Raw genomic sequence first — 18,599 nt, 5'->3', positions numbered from 1 at the left:
ACCAGCGACAGCCGGCCGCTCACCGCAGGCGGCCGCGACGCGATCGATCCCGCGCTCGAGGGCGAGTTCGGTGAGCCTCGCGAGGGCGACGCCGACCACACCCCCGCCGAGAGCTCGAAGCCAACGCCCTGCTGCGATCCGGACCTCTCTATCTGACGGAGAATAGCGAGGCGCAAGCCCCGTCCCTTTAGGGCGGGGTAAGCCGACACTGCTTACTCATACACCAAAATCAACAGGCTGCGACACCCGCTTTAAATAACCGCGTGTGAATGGTAGACGTAATGGACGACCGAACGAACTCATACGTGGCGACGTTTCCCTCACCTGAGGAGAAACGCATCTACTGTGAGTTCGCCGCGTCCAGCGATGCCTGCTACAACGAAATCAACTACCGCCGCCACGAAGCCTACTTCGACCCCAACGGCAACGTGTACAAAGTCGATCTCCGCGACCTTCGAGAGAAGTACGTTCCCGTCATCGGCAGTGGCACGTTCGACCAACTCGAACGCAAAAACCGAGGGCAATGGCGATCGTACTTCGACCTCGATGGGAAATACGAACGCGGAGAACTCGCGGACGAACCCGGATTACCGGGGTACTGGGGGAACCGATCGGACGGCTATCCCCTGTTCACATTGATTCGGAACGACCTGTACGAAATCGAGTGGGACGGCGACCGTTCTACCATCCAGTTCACTATCGGAAAGGCACTCAAAGAGAAGTACGACTACGGCGGCAATCAGCGCCTTCGACTCAATCTCAAGGGCGTTCAACGATGGCAGGGCAAAGACTGTCAGTTGCAATTGTGGTACGATGAGACGTACGACGTGGTTCGCGTCAGGCACCCCGTGAAACAGCCAACTCTTACCGTTCACGCGGGTGGACAGACTTACACACCCTCCGGGAACGCAACCACGCCATCTCAGGCGACCACCGCCGCAATCGACGTCGGAGCCAACAACACCTTCAGCGTCGTCACCGACGCCGGAGACGCCCTCGTCTTCAACGCCCGCAGCGAGTTCACCCGCTTCCAGTCAATCTCCACGCATATCGCAGACCTGCAATCGAACCTTCCCGACGGCGTCTATACCAGCGAGCGGATCGAACGCCGGTACGACGACCGACGCAACCGCCGGGATCACCACCACGACGCCGCAGTGAGACATCTCGTGGAGTGGCTCGACGAACGTGGTGTCGAAGAGGTGATCGTCGGTGATCTGACCGACGTTCTCTCAACGCACTGGTCGGTCACCGTCAACACGAAGACCCATGCGTTTTGGAGTCACGGGGTACTCTGTAAGCGACTTTCGGACGTGTTCGAGGAAGTCGATGGAATGCGGCTTCGGGAGGAGTCGGAGGCGGGGTCGAGTTCGACTTGTCCGTGTTGTGGAGCGACTGGCGAAGCCGTCGATCGCGATGGCGACGATATCCGTTGTTTGGACTGTGAGTTCGATGGTCACGCGGACGTGGTTGGGGCGGTGAACCTGCTCGTCGAACAATCACAGGCGTCGTTTGCAGACGTATTCGGGCCGATGGCACGGCCCACTGCCCGTGGTGCTGAACGCACGCGGGGCGATGATCCCAATCTTGGGGTCACGCACCTCCAGTGGAACGATCACTCGTGGACACCCGTCGGTAGCGGGGAACGCGGTGGTCAGTCGACCAACGAGGCGTCAGTGAACCCGTAAGTTCACCACGAAGCGACTCTTGGCTGTGTCGCCCACATGGGAATCCTCACCCATCAGGGCGGGGAGGATGTCAATCGAGAAGTCCCATATTCGGTAGACGACACGAGGAGAAAAAAGCGTACTCGGGGGCGTATACACCGCACTGCGCGCTCGTCTCACTGCCGATCGCGTTCGCCGGCCTCGAGGCACTCTCGTATCAGGGTACAGCAAGCGATTGGCCTTCGCGTAGTCGGCCTCATCGTCGACGATCGGAATCCAGCAGCCGCGGCAGCTGGGAGTGGTCCATCTGACCGTCACCGTCGAGGGTCGCCGTAATATCGACCCCGTCCGCGAGCGCCGCCAGATATCCCGTCTTGATCGCGCCCCCGGCACCGAGATCCTGGCAGACAGCGGGCGGCGGGAACAAGAGAGGCGTCCCGCCGAAGCAAGCGGTGGCAAAAAACCGTGGTGCCGGTCTGGACTCCTCCTTCAGCGCGACGCCGACGCTCAGCCCGGCCGCGAGGTACTTACTCACGACGATGAGGGGATACACCCGTATCTGCAAAGCGCGTCGTGGAAACAGGAAACCCCACTCTCACGGAGCGAACGGCGCAAGCCGTGAGCGAGTAGGGTGGGGTAACATAGCGAGCGGGCCGGGATGTTACCGGGTGGCCGGGAGCGTAAACGAGAACGCCGATCCCTCGCCCGGTTCGGAGTCGACCCAGATCTCGCCGCCGTGGCGCTCGATGATGCGACGACAAAGTGCGAGCCCGATGCCGGTTCCGGCGTGCTCGTCACGTGTATGGAGCCGCTCGAACACCTCGAAGACGCGATCCGCGTTGTCGGGATCGATACCGATCCCCTCGTCAGTAACGGTGATTACCCATTCGTCTCCGGTGCGTTCGGCAGAGACGTGCACACACGGGGGGTCGGGACCGCTGTATTCGATCGCGTTGTCAATAAGATTCTGAAAGACCTGTCGGAGTTGACTGGCGTCGCCTTCGACGGTCGGTAATGGCTCCGAAGAGAGTTCTGCATCGTGTTCTTCGATCGAGAGTTGGTAATCTCCCAGTACGTCAGCGAGCACTGCGTCAAGATCGACCGCTTCGAAGGGGTCACCTCGGCTTTCGACGCGAGAGTACTGGAGTAAGCTGTCGATCATCTCTCGCATTCGGTCGGCGCCGTTGATGGCGTACGTAAGGAATTCTTCGCCGTCGGTATCGAGTTCGTCAGCGTACCGATGATCGATGAGTTGCAAGTAACTGGAGACCATCCGCAGTGGTTCTTGGAGGTCGTGTGAGGCGGCGTACGCGAACTGTTCGAGGCGCTTGTTCGACTCCCGGAGATCGTCGATATACTCCCGTCGATCGAAATATAACTTCAAAAGCATCGCGAGCGTGTCGATCAACTCCTGTTCCTCGTGGAGAAATTCTTGCGTCTCGGCCCCGGAGATATCGGCCGTCTCGTGGAGGACGATGTCGATCGTGATCGGCGTCCCGTTGACCGTGGAAGTACGAGACGTGATCCGGTCGTCGAGCAGGTCGTATTCGTCCGTGGTAGCCACGGCGCTGCCGATCGAGACCCGTGCGTCTGTTCGCTCCGGATATTGGAAAAATTGCGGGAGTACGGTCACGAACTCTTGAATGAGTTGGTCGACCGGTTGGTCGCCGGATTCGAGCAGGTTCGTCGCGAGTTGCACGGCGGCAAGCTCCTTCTCCCGTTCGTCCAGCGCCCGCTTGCGCCGGTCTGCTAATTCTTTCAGATCGGTGATCTCTGTTGCAGTCTCGACGACCCGGTCAAGTTCACCCTGTTCGTCGGTGATCGGTCTCGCAGTTATCGAGAGCCACCGGCGCTGTCCATCTGACCGTTTGAGGAGTATCTCCCGATTGGTTACGGACTCCCCGATCTCGAACACGCGAGACACGGGACGGTCTTCCTCCGGAATGAACGCACCGCTCTCGTCGTACATGTCTCGTTGATCCGTGGTGTACGACTCGCTGTCCGCCGGCAAATCGAGCAGGTCCGTCATCCGTTCGTTTACACGGGCGGTTGATCCATCTCGATTCACGACGGCGATTCCGACGGGACTCGTCTCCAGAATGAGTTCCGTGAGTTCGTATTCCTGTCGCAGCCGCTGCTCACTGGTCCGTCTCGCATGTTCAGCCGCTTTCCGGTCGGTGATATCGTAGTAGAGTTCGACCCGTCCACCCGTATATCGACCGGACTCGATCGGCTTGCTTCGGTGTTCGAGCCAGCGTTCTTCGCGGTCGCCAGACGCGGTAATCCGACACTCGAACTGCTCGACGTAGGTATTGTCATCGTAGGTCGCCAGGACCGTCTCCACAAACGAATCGGGATCGGCAAATCGATCGCGGATCCGCTCCTGAATCAGCGTCCGTTTGTCCCGACCGATGAGCTCGGTTCGGTCGACACCAAAGAATTCCTCGGCCGTTTCGTCGATCCACACGACATCGAACGCTTCGTCGAGGACGAACACACCGATGTCAGCTTCATCGATAACGGACGAGATCGATTCGTAGGTTTCCCAGATCGACGGCAGTTGATCGTTCGTCCGGTCGTGGTCCTCAACCTGCCGAACAACACCGACGGTTCCCTCCACCTCACTCTCGTCTCCAAGGAGGCTGAATCGAAGCTCACAGGGGACGCGCTCACCAGTAGCAGTCTCGATCGCGAGATTGAACGTCGTGTTCGGATCTTCGCCAGTTTCGACTCGGGCTCGAATTTCGCGTTCAAGACGTCTCACATCCGCATCTTCAACGAGAACTGAAACGTGCTCGCCGAGGAGTTCGTCCTGCGTGTAGCCTGTTATTTCGGTAATGGCGTCGTTTACGGCGATGAACCGCCCCTCAGCGTCTAGCTGGTAGATGCCATCGTCGACGCTGTTCAGAAGCGTAAGAGAGCGCTGGAGTGCCTCGGTCTCATCCCGAGTATTTCGAAACGGGGGGCCAGAGGTGTTTTCCTGCTCGCTCATCGTCACGGATAGTGTATCGACGAAGTAAACTCCTTGGCAGGCTTGACTAGTCCAACTTGACTCCCTCCCCGCCGTGAACGGCGAGGATTCCTCCGCGGGAGATTCGGCCTACGCCGACTCCCCGGAGGCAAGTTTCCCCTCGCGGGTACTCCGGTTTGCGGATTCCTCTTTGGTCGAGCGATCCGAGCGTCGCCACTCGTGATCATTCCACTCGAGGCAGGGCACCAACCGGTGTCCCTTCTCGCAAGGCCTGTTCTGACCGGAGACCGCGGGTCGAGCCATCGACCCACTTAACGCGTCTACCTCCTTTTCCGCCTGCACCTGCGCTTGGAGGAAGTTCACCGCACCCGCAACGTCGCTGTGCCCCTCGAATCCGCATTCAAGGCACTGCAACAGGTCGCCGCCGCGATTCACGACCTCACTATCGCACTCGGGGCACCGCGAAGACGACCTACCTTCGGACTCCTCCTCCACCTCGATGCCGTACTCGCCTTCGAGGACGTGCTCGAGGCGCTCGCGGAACCGACCGTGCGCCCAGAACAGGTGCGTCTTCTCGTTCACCCGCGCGCTCCAATGCGATCGAAGTACACCCGAAAGGTCGCCGACGAACAACTTCCGAACGTCGTGCTCGGCGAGCCACCCGGCGAGGTCGCGCACCAAGGCGTCCATCGCGTGATCGCGTCGGTCGCCACGTAGTTGATACAACTCGCGGATGCGTCGACTCGACCACTCCCCGTACGCCAACTCGGATTGCAGGTGATCGATCTCCTCCGAACACTCTCGGAACCGGTCGAATTCGGGTCTGCCGTGGTACAGGCGGGTGTCGCCCTCGCTCGTTGCGACAGCGGCGAGGTTGTTCGCGCCGATGTCCACCGCTGCCACCACTCCTTCCTCGCCGGGAGTGGCGGCCAGTGTGGTAGAATAGTCCCGCCGGTGCCGAGAGCGCGGCTCGGCGCGTTCGACGGGTTGGTGTGCAGTGAACGATTCGGCATCTCTATTGTACGTGAGTTCGAGGCGACGCTGCTTCCCCCGCCAACGCGGATCACCGCGGATTTCGAGTCGAAGGCGGTCGTGGTAGCCGAGGCCGTACTTCTCTTTCAACCCGGTTCCGACGACGATTTCGAGGCGGCTGCGTTCGCCCCATTGGACGGTATAACCGTCCTGTCGGATGCAGGTATGGAGTCGGCGTTTGTCGTCGTCCTTCCAGTATCCGGGTGGGCTCGGTTCGTCTGTGACGGTGTCGTCGTCGGGGTCGCGGTATTTCGAGAGGAGTTCGAAGAAGCTTCGCCACGCTTCGTTGTTTTTGCGGTAGAGTTGTTGTGGCGTGCTGCTGCCGAGTTGTTGGATGTAGCGTTGGCGGTATTTTTCTTGGGTGGTGGCGTTCCACACGATGTCTTTGAGTTCGGACGTGGTGTGGCTGCCGTTGTTTCGGGCGTGGAAGTAGGCTTGTCTGCGTTCGTAGTTGATTTGGTTGTTACAGGCGGCGGAGGCGTCCAACAGTTCGAGGAGCAGCAACCGGTCTCTGTGCGAGAGCGGTCGTGCGTCGAACGTGTTGGTGCGCTCCATCATTTAACAACACGTGTTTCTATAATAAGTAGGTTTGGGTGAGCGGTCGAAACGTTATGCGAGAGCAGCAACAATGACGCGGTATGACCAAAGATGGACGTGGGCGACCGCGGGCGGCTTCGACCGAAGATGTCTTCGAAGCGTTACGGTCGGTTGACGAGCCGGTGGCGACTGCGACGGAGTTAGCGGAAGATTTGGATGTGAATCGAGCGACGACGCTCCGCCGACTTGATGAGTTGCGCAAGGAGGGGCGGGTTGAGCGGAAGGAGGTCGGATCGAATGCAGTGGTGTGGTGGCCCATCGACGAGTAGCAATGTGAGAATCACGCGCCGGGTCGTAGGCCGGTGGGTTGAGTTGGCGGGCCTATCGCTTAGACCCCGCCCTGAAGGGCGAGGCTTCCGCTAACTTTCTCGTCATCTACAGATGAGCGAGGCGAGTGCCTCGGCTTGACCCCGAGGCAATTCACTCGGAAACCGTCAGAAGCGACCTGCTGAACCTCACGGAGGAAATGCTTCCCGGCACTGATCCCTAATCGACTCTCGTGACATCCTCCCCGCCGTGAACGGCGGGGCTTCCCCTACGAGGGGAATCCAATCTGGCAGGTTTCAGTCCGTGTAGGACGCGAACGTCATCTGCGAGGATTTCTCGCTCGTCTCACGGTGGACTGTGGCGCTGTCACTGGCGCTCCCGTTCCGAGGCGAGTCATCACGTTCCGGTTCCCAAGGAACGCTCTCTCCCCACGGATCGACGCGAGCAGCGATGTTCGCCGCTGCGTTGATATCTGCTTGGAACTTAGTTATGTGGCAGTCGTCGTGTGGGCAGACAAACTCTGCCTGCTCGTCGCGACGCCCAAGACGATCGCAAGCGTGGCACGTTTTCGAGGTGTACGCTGCGTTAACGGACTCGACTGGAATACCTACCTCGGCCGCCTTGTCCTCGATGCGTCCTTGAAGTCGGGCGAACGCCCACGCATGAAGGCGACGGTTCATGAACTTGCCGTAGTCTAACTGCTCACGGATGTACGATAAGTCCTCGAGCACGATCACCGGATCGTCGAACTGTTGGGCGTACTCGACGGCTTCCAGCGACGCCTTCTCGACGATATCTGTCAAGGCGTTCTGGTAGTAATTGAATCGCTCGTCAATCCGCCACTCGGCAGCGTCGCGTTCTTGCAGACGCTTCAGCGTCGTGAACATCTCTTTGCGGAGGTGTCGCGCCCGACTGCCACTCTCGAGCATCGGTTCCCGTGGCACGTCGCGTTTGAGGGCACAGCCCGTAATCAACGCGCTCTCGCCGACGTCGAAACCGATGTACGTTGGATCGTCCGGTTCGGTCGGTTCATCGACCGAGAACTCAACGGTGACGTGCAACTCCCACGACGTCCGGTGACGCTGCAAACGGAGTTCGCCAGCTTTCGCGTCGTCGTTGAGTAGGTCGAACCACAGGGATTCCTGTTCGGGGTTGATCTGAATCGGAATCCAGAAGTTCGTCCCACGTCCCGGCATCGGAACCTGCCACACGAAGCCGTGCTCACGCTCGTCGGAGTAGTCGAACCTTGCGGCCCGGTTAACGAGTCGAAGCGGATGCTCGTCATCGATCTCACGGGCGTCGTACGTCTTTCGAAGCTTCGGAACGTAGGACTTGAGCGCGTCTTTGGCTTGGTACGGTAGATCGTAGGGTGTGATGATATCGTTGACGGCAGACATCGTGTTTGCCCTCGCGTCGAATGCGTCGTGGAGTGCGTCTCTGTAGGTGTCCAAGAGTCGCTGTAGGCGTTGCTCCTTGCCCGTAGTGGGTGTGGCGAGTGTTGCCTGTAGCGTCTTCGTCACCGTCTCGGACACACACTTAGATATAACTTAGACAAGCTTAATCATATCGGGATTCGAGAATACAGTATGCCAAACATCAACTTCGAGGTAGACGACGACCAGTACGAACAGTTGAAAGAGACAAAGAAACGTCATGGACTGACTTGGAAAGGAATGATGCTCTACGCACAAGAACAGTTGGATTCCAAAAGGGGCGAATGATTGGTGGACAGCGTAGCCAAGTGACGCGATTCCCCACCCGGCCTAAAGGCCAGGGTTCCCTCGCTGATTAAAGATGGGTCTTCGGTTCGAAGTGCAGCCTCTCGATCAGGCTTCTCACTCCTCCTGCGACTCGAGGCGGTCGTAGAGTGCAAGCGTCGTTTCGAGTTCGTTGATCGACTCGTTTAGTGACAGCGACTCGGGGAGTTGGTTATCCACTGTTCGAACGCCGTCGAGGAGGTCCTGGAGTCGAGCCCGAATATCGTCGGGAGCAGCCGGTTCGTTGCTCATTATCACATCCCGTATCAGCGACAAGCATAACTCTAGGTGGCAGAGCGCATAGAATTGCCAAATCGGCTGCCGGCCGCTCGGCGCAGGCGGCCGCGACGCGGTCGATCCCACATTCGCACTCGCGGTCGGCGACTCCCACGAGGGCGACGCCGACCACACCCCCGCCGAGATCTCGAAGGCGAACGCCCTGCTGCGGACCGAGCCGACGACCCGCGCGAGGGCGTCGCCCAGTGTATCGACTGGGATCGCGTGACCCATCCGTAGGACGACCCACTCGCCCGGCGGTCAGCACTCTTCCAAGAAGCCGACGGATTGCTTCTCCTCGCCGGAGTTCTCGGAGCTGATACTCCGATATAGGTTGTGGTGTGTAAACAATTGTGAGAACGTTAGTCACGACCTTATGAGATTACTGCTAGTGTAAGTGTGTGTTTACCTAACACATTGTGTGACCATGACCAGCCACGACCAGCAAACGGAGTCACCTGACCCGAGTACCGACCCGGACCGATTCACGGCCGACGAAGCTGCAGCGCTCGATGAGAGCGCGTTCGGGGACGCCACGATCACCCGGCGGACCTTCCTCAGTGTTGCCGCTGCGTCCGGCGCGGCTTTCGCGTTACCGGGCACCGCCGTAGCCGAAGGGGTTACCGACGAGGTGATGACGGACGAGTACGAGTTCGTCGTCAATTACTCGCGGGACGATTACGCTGCACCGACGGTTCTCGAATTCGCCGATACCGACGCACTTGCAACCTTTGCCGACGAGTACGAGGAGCCGATCGACGAGGATCTTTCGCGGGCACCACAGGCGGTGACGCGCGAGGAGCCGACACCTGCCGCCCACGCCCATCTTACCGCGGAGGAAGTCGCGGACGTCCTCTCGGGAGGTGGTGTTGAACTGATGGAGTTCTCGCCGGGTTCGAACCCGTTCTGGAAACTCGAGAGCCCGTATGCGGATGGCGTCTTCCCGCCGGTCGAGGACGCACGAGACTACATTTCACACCGGGAAACTGATGCGGCGATGAGCCACCTCGAAGCGGAGTATCCGGAGATGGTGAACTTCGAGGTTATCGGGCACAGTCCGGGCCACACCAACCGCTATACGGGCGAGGATCCGGACCCACGAGACGTCTACGTCGTCGAGGTCACGAACGATATTCGGGATGAAGCGGCGTTCCGAGAGAAGGAGAAAGCCGTCTACCTGGTCGGCATTCACGGCGACGAACGCCAGGGTGTGGAGGCAGGCTGTCGCATTATCGAGCAGGCTGCAAAAGGTGACGCCGACGACTTCAATCCCCTGCTCGACGACGTCGTGCTGGTGTTCATGTTCGTCAATCCGGACGGCTGGGTCGTGCGCAAACCCCAGCACGAGTTCGTCCATCCGTCGACTGGCGAGCAGGTGTACAATTTCCAGCGGGGGAACGCATCCGGACTGGATACGAACCGCCAGTATCCGACGATCGGCTGGGCGAACCCGGCGTTCTGGCCCGCCGAGCCGGCGGATGCACCCGAGGTGCGCCCCGGCTACGAGGTGGGATACGAGGATATGGTCCCGGACGCACTGGCCAACGTCGAGCATCTCCGTGGCTACGACAACGTCACCTTCCTCTGTGACTATCACGGGATGTACGCGTCGGACTGGTTCGTGCTGAACCTGGAGACGAACGCGCCGTTCGACCACGATGGAACGCATGAACTCGATCAGGTCAACGTCCGCATCGGTGACGGAATGGAAGACTACTGGGGTGGCATGGAGGCGATCCAGGAGGACGTCGACCGTGTCGCCACTGACCGATACGGCTACGATCCGGAGGGGGCGCCGTACAACCCAGAAGGGTTGTTCAACTGGGGAACGATCTATGATTCGATCAGCTACCAGGTGACCGGCGCCTTCCTTGGCTGGGCCGGAATGCCCGAAGAGTGGGGTGGTCTCGGTGCACGCACGGTTGCACCGGAGATGTCCTGGGCGAACAACGCGACCTATGCGGAAAAGACGTGGAAGCCGTACATCGCCCGCCACCAGACGACCGCCTACCGCATCTCGATGCGAGAGTATGCTGAGATGGCGGCCGCCGAGAACGAGGCAACGGTGGTCACCGGCGGACAGGACACCGCATACGTTGCGACCGACGAGTTGACGCGCTCTTCCGCAGATCTCTCACATACCGACGAACGGCCCGGCCAGGGTCAGGGCCCCGGTCAGGACCGTGCAACCGAGGTGCAGAGCCGCCACGAATCAGTCCAGCCCGGCCCGGACGGCGCGGCGACTGTCTCGTCGAGCCAGCGAACGCACTCACTGGCTCTCCAACTCCACACCCACGGCGTTCAGGACGGCATCGTTCGGGTGACGAATCCGGGTGGGCAGGTCGTCCACGAAGTCGATCTCTCCGAACTCGACGAGGACGCCTGCTGTATGAGCGGACGCGACCATCTCTACGTTCCCGCTCCCGAAGTCGGAGACTGGACCGTCGAGTACGACGGTGACGGCGCGGTCGAGGTCGACTTCGTCTCGCTCGAAACCGACGAGGCGCATCCCGATCCCGAGGACGTGTTCGGCTACTCCCAGCGCGAGTATGTCGTCAATCCCATGCAGTTCTTCGAGGACCTCGAGCCGTTCCTCGAGGACGGCTCTATCGATGGGCTGCGAGTCCACGACATCAAGATCGGTCGGCTGATGCGTGGCAACTCCGGCCGCCGCCGGTACGACAAACTCGTGATCTCCCACGATGTCGACAGCGATGACTCGCAGTACGTCTCGGCGATCGAGACGTTCGTCGAGAACGGTGGCGATCTCGTGCTGACTGATACCGGTCTGAACCTGCTTGCGGAACTCGAGGTCGGTGGTGCAGCGAGTATCGACGCGGACGACCTCAGATCGCTCGAGATGCAGATCCCCAACCTCGTGGACAGAGACCTCGACCACCCGCTACTCGCGGACGTCCGAGAGATCCAGCAGGAGGTCTGGAAGGTCTCTCAGGTCGGTTATACTACCGGCAACGATTCTCCAGCCACCATCATCGACGACGAGGCAGCCGAAGCCGCTGGTGTCGACAGTGCTGGCCGGATGGACCAGTGGGAGGGACCCTGGTGGGATCCGGAGCTTACCGATGCGGGTGTTGCGGTCGGGACGCTCGACGCTGGCGACTCGGAGATCGCTGTCATCGGGTCGCTTCTCCCACCAGCAAATCAGCGGGAACTGCACCCCTTCGGGATGGCGGACTACGCCCTGTCGTTCTTCGGTCACACGCTGATCTGCAATGCACTCGGGTTCGAACAGCGGCGATACACCGACGGAGCACTGGTCGGCACCTACGGCGAACTGCGATAAACTGGGATCGCTCCTCACGGCTCCGCAACTGTATTTCGCGCTATCTTCGCCTCACCACGGGCGCAACTGACGGGTGGGTCCAACGGATTCCGTCTCGTCTTTACGCGATTCTGGTCACGGGACGGGCTACGACGGGACGTCGTTCGCTCGTGTTTCCTGCTCAATGACGTCCTCCTCGCCGTGAACGGCGAGGTTTCCCCGTCACGGGAGTCTCGGCTCTGCTGACTCCTCGGGGGCAACATTCCCACGCTTTCGCGTGGTACTCTGGTGTGAGCGCAATTCTTTGGGACTTTCACGAGAGCATGGAGACTCCGACCACGAATGGTCGTCCCACTCGAACCGCTCGGGCTGCGCCATCAGCCGTACTGCACTGCCAGTCTGTCGCTCCAAGAACGTTCGAGATGCTACGAGATCCGCGTGGCCCTCGAACCCGCAGACGCACGTCATCGTGTCCCGGTGACGCGTCGTCTCCTCGCGCGACCCGCAGTTCGGACACTCCCGACTCGTCCACGCCTCCGAACGCACGTTCACGCCGACCCCATACTCTTCGGCCGTGCACGTCACCCGTTTCACGAACTGAGCGAACGCCCAGAAGTTGTGGGTTTTCGCGTTCGTCTCCACCGACCAGTGCGTCTCCAACACGTCGGTCAACCCGCCGACGTATATCTCGGACACACCCTCCTCGTACAATCGCTCGACGAGGTCCCGACACAACGCGTCTTGTGCGTGGTCCCGACGCTCCGTTCGTTTCCGATACAAGTGCCGGATGCGCTTGCTGGAGTACTGGCCGTCTTCCAGTTTGGATTGCAACTCGGCGATGCGTCGCGTCGTCTCGCGGAACCGCCGGAAGAGGTTCCGACCCGAGTACAAGTACTGCTTCCCTGTGGTCGTGGTGCAGGCGACGAGGTTGTTCGCGCCGATGTCCAGAGCGGCCGTTTCATCGGCCAGTGGAGTTGCCTGTATATCGTCGGAAAGAGTCACAGGCTGCGAAGCTCTGTACACGCCGTCGACCTCGTCGTACTGCACGTTCAATCGACCTTGCGACTCGTACTCGGGCCAGTTTGGCTCACCGCACACTTCTAAGCGGAGGCGCCCCGTGTGGTCGTACTCGTCTTTCAGGTCTTGACCGATGAGGAGTTCGAGTCGGCTTCTCTCGCCCCAGTCGATAGAGTACGACGTGTTGCGGATGACGGTTTTGAGTTCGCGCCCGTCGTCTTTGTTGCCGCGGAAGCCCGGCGGGTTGGGCTTTTCGGTGACGGTCGCGTTTGACTCATCGTAGTATTTTGCTTCCGCGCGAAAGAAGTTCTGCCATGCGTGGGTGTTCTGGCGGATGACTTGCTGGGCGGTGGAGGCGCCGAGGACGCTTTTGTATCGGCCTTCGAGGGCGCCGGTGTCGGCGTCCCAGACGTCGTCGTCTTCGTAGCCGTCGTCGTCGGTGTATCGGATGAGGCGCTGGTAGTTGGTTTCGTTCCAGAGCGCGGCAGAAGCGTCCAACAGGCGCCGAAGGATCTCCTCGCCAGTTGGGGAGAGGGGGCGGACTTCGAACGTGTTGGCGCGCTTCATCGTGAGACGGTACGGCGGGGAGAATTGTAATTACTTTGATTCGATCGGAGGAGACTCTCCGCGGGCAGTAGTTGATTGACTGTGTCATGAAGTGGACGCGATTCACGCCCGCCCTGTTCGGCGCTCGGTTCCGACAGCGAGTGTCGGAACGCTCTCGCCTCACGGGAAGGGCGGGACTCTCTCGCTGTTGAAGGTAGCCCGGGTTGTCGGCACTGCTCCCGAAAAGTGAGTCGGCGGCTTCTCTTCGAAGTCACGGCCGGCAGTCCGACGTGGTGGTCGGGAGCGACCCGGCACAGTTCGAGGATCTCGGTGTGGACTGCCAGGCGTCCCCCTTCGGGGACGTCGTCTCGCGATCTCTGTCGTTCCCGGCCTCGAGTGAGCGACTGCGTTTCCGTTCATCGCTCGGTCAGAAGCCAGGCGTGGGACGAGCCCCGGCGGACGAACGCGACGCAACAGTCCGGCAGGCGACGGAGGAACTGCTCGCTCAAACGGTCTCGGTCACGTTCGGCATCGCCGGGTGGTACGAGAGGTGGCGAGCCGCCCAGGGTTCGAACGGCCCGCGAGGCGGCTCACGGATCGGCGGGCGTTCGACGTGCGCGTCAGCGAGTGTCGAGGGGGGCATCAGATACGACCGCAGCCCAACGGTGTGGTTTTCGCCGACGATGGCCACGACCCGTTCGTCGCGCTGTTGAAGCGCACGGAGATGGCCGGCCATCGTCCGATCACGGTCGTGGACGAGCGCGCGGTAGGCGTCGGGCGCCCGGGTTTCGAGCCTGCGGAGATCGCGGTGAACGGTGGCCAGCGAATCCGCCTCTCGAAGGCGTCCGGCCGGGTCGATGCGCTCCGGACTGATTTCGCGTCGATACCGTGCTTCGGCAGCGACGGCCGCCTCGGTGTGGCCGGTGTCGATCAGGGCCAGCGGGATGTCGAGGGCCTTGCTCGCGAAGATCGCGAGAAAGACGTCCGTTGGTTCGCAGTGGGTGCGATCCACGAGGACGTTGTCGACGAACCGCTCGAACCGTGGCGGGTCGTACTCGATCGCGAGAATCGAGGGGTCGGTCTCCGCGATCAGGTCGAGGATGGGCTGGAAGCGCCGTCGATTTCGGTGAAGCCCGCCGTTGATATGGATCTCGTCGATTCGGAGCGTGATCATGGCCTGCGAGCGGGGACGTGAATGCGGGAGTCGCCGAGGAATGCCGCACAAACGGGCGTGTGCGTCTCCACGGACCTCTGGGGACGTCCTGGCAGCGCGAACACCGCATCACCCACTACGGCACTAACGTTGCTCTCCACAATATAGTTCGCTGTCGGATCGCTCGACCGAACGATAGTGTGAACGATTAACACGCCAGGGGTAGCAGTAGCTCCCGATCGGCCTCAGAAGTTGGTTAGGGCGTACCACAGCTCTACAGAAGACCGACAAGACCTGCAACGAGAGACTGCGTCGCTCGAAGAGCAAGCAGATAGTGAGAGCAAAGTTCTACAGGCCGCCGAACTCGAGATCAGCTGGCGCAGGTCCGCAAGCGGAAATCATGAGACCGAGTCCAACGTCAGTGACTCGAGAAGAGTTATGCTCTATACGTGAAATCTATCCCCCCTGTATGAGTGCCCATACAAATACAGTCGCTCACAGACCCAACAACACTGACTGAGATACCTTTGATCTATGCTACGGTCTCACTTCTCTATTCTAGCTACGTGGTCCCGATTGAATCGAATTGATTCCTGTTGTCTGGCCACCAATTACGAGTACCGGCGCCGCTCTGATCCCTCCGACAGCGCGCTGATCAAATTGGGATGAATCGTCCTCGAGAAGGTGGAAAGTAGAGGTATCGAACAGAGCAGCAACGCCCACCGTAGTACCTTCCACGGCTAAGGACCTTCCATCGTCTGTGTCGTGAGTCGGCTATTCCATCCACGACCCTTGAGACGGTATTGCTCTTCCATTGAGAGAGTAGGTAAAACTTAAGATGTCTTACCTTGTAGAAATTAGTGGAGTGGTGGACAGTGGCAGGGTGTCTGTCTCTGTAGCCACTTGCACAGTGTCTTGAGCATCCCCTCCGAAGTCTCTCCCCTGTCTTCGGAGTTTCATAGAATGTTATAACTCCCCGAGTGTCACTGGACAGTTCGTATGGCATATGTGTGACGTCGGTCGGCTCGAGAGTAAAAAGAGGGGAGAGTGACGAGAGGGTGATTTTCATAGATCATAAGTTATGGATACAAGTGTAGCTGATTATGAGGTTACGACAACTAACTGACTTCTTGGTCCTCGAGAAACTCGAAGAGAAGGGGCGCAACGTCGCTGTCAACGTGGCATTCCACACCGGAAAGCCCCGCGAGAACATCGGTTTTAGTGCAGTGGGTAGTGGGCGCTGTGTTCAGCACCCCCATCTTCTGTCAAGATTTTCATCAGTTTGGATACATCAATTTGTATATTAACACAGGGAGAGTATGCTATACTGTAGCAAATCAGGCCCCTAGGTGATATCACATGGAAAACCAGGCATCGATCGACCTGCCCATTACGTCCGAATCAGAATTCCATACAGCACTGTGCGATCTCATCACGAGTGCCACTGAAAACGACGTTTCCATCGAAGGCGGATGGGATCATCGGTGTGAGGACGACGATCTCCCCGACTTTGATATCGTAATTTCAGCGGTCATGAAGCCAATTGGAGAGCCGATCACGGTCAGCAGTAACAGTTGACCTCCTCCCGCGCCTAAAATCGCGGGAATCCCACCATGGGATTTCAGGCCGACCGGCTCGACCCTAAGGTTTCAAGACGCATACGCTCCACGCGTCACTTGCTGGGCTTCAGCATCGGCTTGGGAGTCTTGCGGGCCGGTCAACCGACCCCCGTCCTCAGCCGAGTCATCGCCATCCGTGTATTCTCTTGAAAGGCTCTCTCCGCTGAGGTAGCGGTCTGCAATATTGAACAGACCCAAACCGGATACTAGAGACACCCTTCAACATGGTGTCGGTCTGCTCGCTTGGCTCCCCCTCCAAGGATCGAGTCGGGAACTGGCATCTGCTGCGCCCTCTGGAGGGCACGAAAGCAAGAACAGCGATTGGGTCACACCACCGAGACAGTCGTGTTATTCGACGTCAACCCGTACCTCGTACGATTCGAGTTCGGCACAGATGCTGCTCCCGACGTGAAACGATCGGGTTTCTCCTGGTTCGAGTTCAGAATCAAACGAGTTCGATTGCGTCTGTGCTTCGTCGATCTCCGTCACGCCGGCACCGTACATAACGATCTCGAGGAGTCCGGTTATCGTTTCGTCGGATTCGTTCACGGCATCGACAGAGATGCGACACTCCGAGTTGTCGAACTCGTGGTCTTCGACCACGAAGACCCCCTCCGCCTCGGAGTCCGTCGTGATCTCGCCTTCGACGTCACCGTCCTCGTGATCGACCTCCTGATAGTTCCCCAGTTCGAGCGTGAAATGTGTCGCCTCATTGCACGTATCGATGTCACTGAACTGCGCCGAGAGGTCCCGCTCGGTATGTGTGTCTATCGTCTCGGGAGACGAGAATTCAGCTAGCACGTCGTCACCGTAGTGGGCAGTAAACGTGTAATCGAACTGCAACTGTTCCTCTCCCTCGTTGGCAATCGGGACCCTCACCACACATCCCGAAACACCATACCCGTCGTACATCTCGAATTTCTCGACCTCAAGCGGCGTTTCGTTCAGAATCTCGTTTTCGTACTCGTCGGGATCGGGTTTGTCGGCCTCGAGTTCGACGGAGACCTCGGTTTCGCCCTCATGAGCGTGCTCAACCGTCTCGGCGTCGTAATCAGGATGATCAACCTCGATCGTGTATTCGTTCTCGTAGATCGGAGTTGAGGCAACTCCATCCTCGTCCGTTTCTGCGTCAAATTCGAGGGGGATATCGGCCTCGTGCGGTTCGCCCTCGCCGTGGACTTCCACGCCCGCGATCGACTCGCCCTCTGTATCGGTGACCGAGATCGTAATTTCGGAGGTCGGTGGCTTCTCGGCCTCCTCTTCGTCCGCCGCGTCCTCCTCTTCGCTCGCACCCTCGTCTTCATCCCCTTCGGATTCAGCCGCCTCGTCCTCGCCTTCAGTCTCGCCATCTTGCTCTTCACCCTCGCTCTCCTCATCTGGCTCCGTACTGTCGTCTGTCTCCTCTTCTGACTCGGACTCACCATCGTCGCTCCCCTCTGCCCCGCCGGTTCCATCATCGTCTTCGTTCACGTTGCCGTTTTCCTCTTCGGCATCCGCGCAACCGGCGAGGACGGCTCCTGCACCAGCACCAGTGCTAACAATAAATGTGCGACGTTCCATAGATAATGATGATAGCCCTCTTATTAAAAGATATGCCAATCACAGTGATGTTATGCTCGTGTGTATTTAGAGAAAACCGAGAATAGCGAACTCGAGTGACCGAGCAGTCTCGCTGGAGCCAATCCGTATTCACCAGCGATCATAACTGACACAATATCGCGGTTCTAACGTGATTCGGTGTCATCTAGTTAGCGCAGTTTGAGAAGCGAGCAGGTCGTTGAGTTAGTTTGGCTATGTCGCTCGCAGACCTGCTCAGCGAGTGCTATACGGCGGAATTTGATGAAGCATGGGAGCGTGAGCGGGCGGCGACGTTCATAAGAGCGAAGCTCTCGTGCGGCCTCTTGGAGAGCATCGCTCTCCAATGGTCGGCGAATTACTGATTCGCCTCGACAGCAGAACGCAACGCGTTCTGAGGATGGTGTCGCCGTCGTGGGTCGCAATTGATGAGACTTCTGTTAAGGTCACTGGCGAATGGTTTTGGGTGTACGTTGCAATAGCTACCGACTCTCGGTTGATTCTCGACGTCGCAGTCTCTGGACGGCGAGGCACTGATCCAGCCGCTGCATCCCTATATCGATTGACCGGGAAACACGATTTCTCCGACACTGTGTTTCTCGTCGATGACTACGAGTATCTGACTGCCCTCTTTCGATTGGGATTGAGCGGTCGGCTCGATTACGTTGACCGAAACCGTATCGAAAAGTGGCTTCATACTTTCAAATGCACGTTGACCGTTTTCATAACTCGTGGGTGGGCAGTCGTGCAAGCGTCAGAGATGGGCTTGAACATTGAGAGTTCCCCTCTCCCGTTTTTGTCCCTTTTGAGACCACATTTAACGAGAACACACATGGTGT

At 59.2% G+C, this 18,599-nt stretch carries 12 protein-coding genes and 4 pseudogenes; 7 read left to right on the top strand and 9 right to left on the bottom strand.

Annotation, left to right across the window (positions count from 1 at the left end):
* The first annotated feature begins 281 nt into the window (after nucleotides 1-281).
* Nucleotides 282-1,688 (top strand): transposase, encoded by a 1,407-nt coding sequence (locus CV102_RS17820; RefSeq protein ID WP_187433028.1) that lies wholly within the window; start codon nucleotides 282-284, stop codon nucleotides 1,686-1,688.
* Nucleotides 1,689-1,862: 174 nt separating this feature from the next.
* On the opposite strand, the pseudogene CV102_RS17815 reads toward CV102_RS17820, so the two are convergent.
* The 3 genes and pseudogenes from CV102_RS17815 to CV102_RS17805 all read right to left on the bottom strand — a co-directional run.
* A pseudogene (locus CV102_RS17815) lies at nucleotides 1,863-2,070 on the bottom strand (glycosyltransferase); the annotation flags it as partial.
* 258 nt (nucleotides 2,071-2,328) lie between these two features.
* Nucleotides 2,329-4,659, bottom strand: coding sequence for a PAS domain-containing sensor histidine kinase (locus tag CV102_RS17810; RefSeq protein ID WP_148859345.1), 2,331 nt, complete (start codon nucleotides 4,657-4,659; stop codon nucleotides 2,329-2,331).
* 108 nt (nucleotides 4,660-4,767) lie between these two features.
* Nucleotides 4,768-6,225 carry an RNA-guided endonuclease TnpB family protein gene (locus tag CV102_RS17805; protein ID WP_148859344.1) on the bottom strand — a complete coding sequence of 486 codons (1,458 nt, stop codon included), beginning with the start codon at nucleotides 6,223-6,225 and terminating at the stop codon, nucleotides 4,768-4,770.
* Nucleotides 6,226-6,308: 83 nt separating this feature from the next.
* On the opposite strand from CV102_RS17805, the gene CV102_RS17800 reads away from it, so the two are divergent.
* Nucleotides 6,309-6,536: an HTH domain-containing protein gene (locus CV102_RS17800; protein ID WP_148859343.1), complete on the top strand. Its 228-nt coding sequence runs from the start codon at nucleotides 6,309-6,311 to the stop codon at nucleotides 6,534-6,536.
* Nucleotides 6,537-6,830: 294 nt separating this feature from the next.
* Here the strand turns inward: CV102_RS17800 and CV102_RS17795 are convergent, their stop codons facing one another.
* Entirely contained in the window at nucleotides 6,831-8,066 is a 1,236-nt protein-coding gene (locus CV102_RS17795; protein WP_148859342.1) for an RNA-guided endonuclease TnpB family protein, read from the bottom strand.
* Between the two features lie 54 nt (nucleotides 8,067-8,120).
* On the opposite strand from CV102_RS17795, the gene CV102_RS27050 reads away from it, so the two are divergent.
* Complete coding sequence (locus CV102_RS27050) at nucleotides 8,121-8,255, top strand: hypothetical protein (protein ID WP_267903130.1); 135 nt, start codon at nucleotides 8,121-8,123, stop codon at nucleotides 8,253-8,255.
* Nucleotides 8,256-8,369: 114 nt separating this feature from the next.
* Here the strand turns inward: CV102_RS27050 and CV102_RS26110 are convergent, their stop codons facing one another.
* A complete protein-coding gene (locus CV102_RS26110) occupies nucleotides 8,370-8,543 on the bottom strand; it encodes a hypothetical protein (RefSeq protein ID WP_187433027.1) in 174 nt (57 codons plus the stop codon).
* Between the two features lie 451 nt (nucleotides 8,544-8,994).
* Between CV102_RS26110 and CV102_RS17790 the strand changes: the two genes are divergently transcribed.
* Complete coding sequence (locus CV102_RS17790) at nucleotides 8,995-11,871, top strand: M14 family zinc carboxypeptidase (protein WP_148859341.1); 2,877 nt, start codon at nucleotides 8,995-8,997, stop codon at nucleotides 11,869-11,871.
* 201 nt (nucleotides 11,872-12,072) lie between these two features.
* Here the strand turns inward: CV102_RS17790 and CV102_RS17785 are convergent, their stop codons facing one another.
* Nucleotides 12,073-13,434, bottom strand: a complete 1,362-nt coding sequence (locus CV102_RS17785; protein WP_148859340.1) for an RNA-guided endonuclease InsQ/TnpB family protein — start codon at nucleotides 13,432-13,434, stop codon at nucleotides 12,073-12,075.
* A 484-nt stretch (nucleotides 13,435-13,918) separates the two neighbouring features.
* Nucleotides 13,919-14,587, bottom strand: a complete 669-nt coding sequence (locus CV102_RS17780; RefSeq protein WP_148859339.1) for a TraB/GumN family protein — start codon at nucleotides 14,585-14,587, stop codon at nucleotides 13,919-13,921.
* Between the two features lie 1,082 nt (nucleotides 14,588-15,669).
* On the opposite strand from CV102_RS17780, the pseudogene CV102_RS26730 reads away from it, so the two are divergent.
* Nucleotides 15,670-15,780: pseudogene (locus CV102_RS26730) on the top strand (ArsR family transcriptional regulator); the annotation flags it as partial.
* Nucleotides 15,781-15,925: 145 nt separating this feature from the next.
* Nucleotides 15,926-16,144 carry a hypothetical protein gene (locus tag CV102_RS17770; protein WP_148859338.1) on the top strand — a complete coding sequence of 73 codons (219 nt, stop codon included), beginning with the start codon at nucleotides 15,926-15,928 and terminating at the stop codon, nucleotides 16,142-16,144.
* 71 nt (nucleotides 16,145-16,215) lie between these two features.
* Here the strand turns inward: CV102_RS17770 and CV102_RS26725 are convergent.
* Together CV102_RS26725 and CV102_RS17760 are read right to left on the bottom strand one after the other, a co-directional pair.
* Nucleotides 16,216-16,371 (bottom strand): annotated as a pseudogene (locus CV102_RS26725) (RNA-guided endonuclease TnpB family protein); the annotation flags it as partial.
* A 162-nt stretch (nucleotides 16,372-16,533) separates the two neighbouring features.
* The gene (locus CV102_RS17760; protein WP_148859337.1) at nucleotides 16,534-17,745 is read right to left on the bottom strand and encodes a hypothetical protein; all 1,212 of its coding nucleotides are present in this window, start codon (nucleotides 17,743-17,745) and stop codon (nucleotides 16,534-16,536) included.
* Nucleotides 17,746-17,978: 233 nt separating this feature from the next.
* Here CV102_RS17760 and CV102_RS26720 point away from each other — a divergent pair.
* Nucleotides 17,979-18,537: pseudogene (locus CV102_RS26720) on the top strand (DDE-type integrase/transposase/recombinase).
* Nucleotides 18,538-18,599 lie beyond the last annotated feature (62 nt).

Source organism: Natronococcus pandeyae, assembly GCF_008122205.1.
Lineage (GTDB): Archaea > Halobacteriota > Halobacteria > Halobacteriales > Natrialbaceae > Natronococcus > Natronococcus pandeyae.
This window is presented reverse-complemented; position numbering and strand designations above follow the sequence as displayed.

Bases quoted from the DNA above. Each gene is read 5' to 3' on its own strand.
- CV102_RS17820 (WP_187433028.1), top strand. From the start codon at position 282: ATGGACGACCGAACGAACTCATACGTGGCGACGTTTCCCTCACCTGAG.
- CV102_RS17810 (WP_148859345.1), bottom strand. From the start codon at position 4,659: ATGAGCGAGCAGGAAAACACCTCTGGCCCCCCGTTTCGAAATACTCGG.
- CV102_RS17805 (WP_148859344.1), bottom strand. From the start codon at position 6,225: ATGGAGCGCACCAACACGTTCGACGCACGACCGCTCTCGCACAGAGAC.
- CV102_RS17800 (WP_148859343.1), top strand. From the start codon at position 6,309: ATGACCAAAGATGGACGTGGGCGACCGCGGGCGGCTTCGACCGAAGAT.
- CV102_RS27050 (WP_267903130.1), top strand. From the start codon at position 8,121: ATGCCAAACATCAACTTCGAGGTAGACGACGACCAGTACGAACAGTTG.
- CV102_RS26110 (WP_187433027.1), bottom strand. From the start codon at position 8,543: ATGAGCAACGAACCGGCTGCTCCCGACGATATTCGGGCTCGACTCCAG.
- CV102_RS17790 (WP_148859341.1), top strand. From the start codon at position 8,995: ATGACCAGCCACGACCAGCAAACGGAGTCACCTGACCCGAGTACCGAC.
- CV102_RS17785 (WP_148859340.1), bottom strand. From the start codon at position 13,434: ATGAAGCGCGCCAACACGTTCGAAGTCCGCCCCCTCTCCCCAACTGGC.
- CV102_RS17780 (WP_148859339.1), bottom strand. From the start codon at position 14,587: ATGATCACGCTCCGAATCGACGAGATCCATATCAACGGCGGGCTTCAC.
- CV102_RS17770 (WP_148859338.1), top strand. From the start codon at position 15,926: ATGGAAAACCAGGCATCGATCGACCTGCCCATTACGTCCGAATCAGAA.
- CV102_RS17760 (WP_148859337.1), bottom strand. From the start codon at position 17,745: ATGGAACGTCGCACATTTATTGTTAGCACTGGTGCTGGTGCAGGAGCC.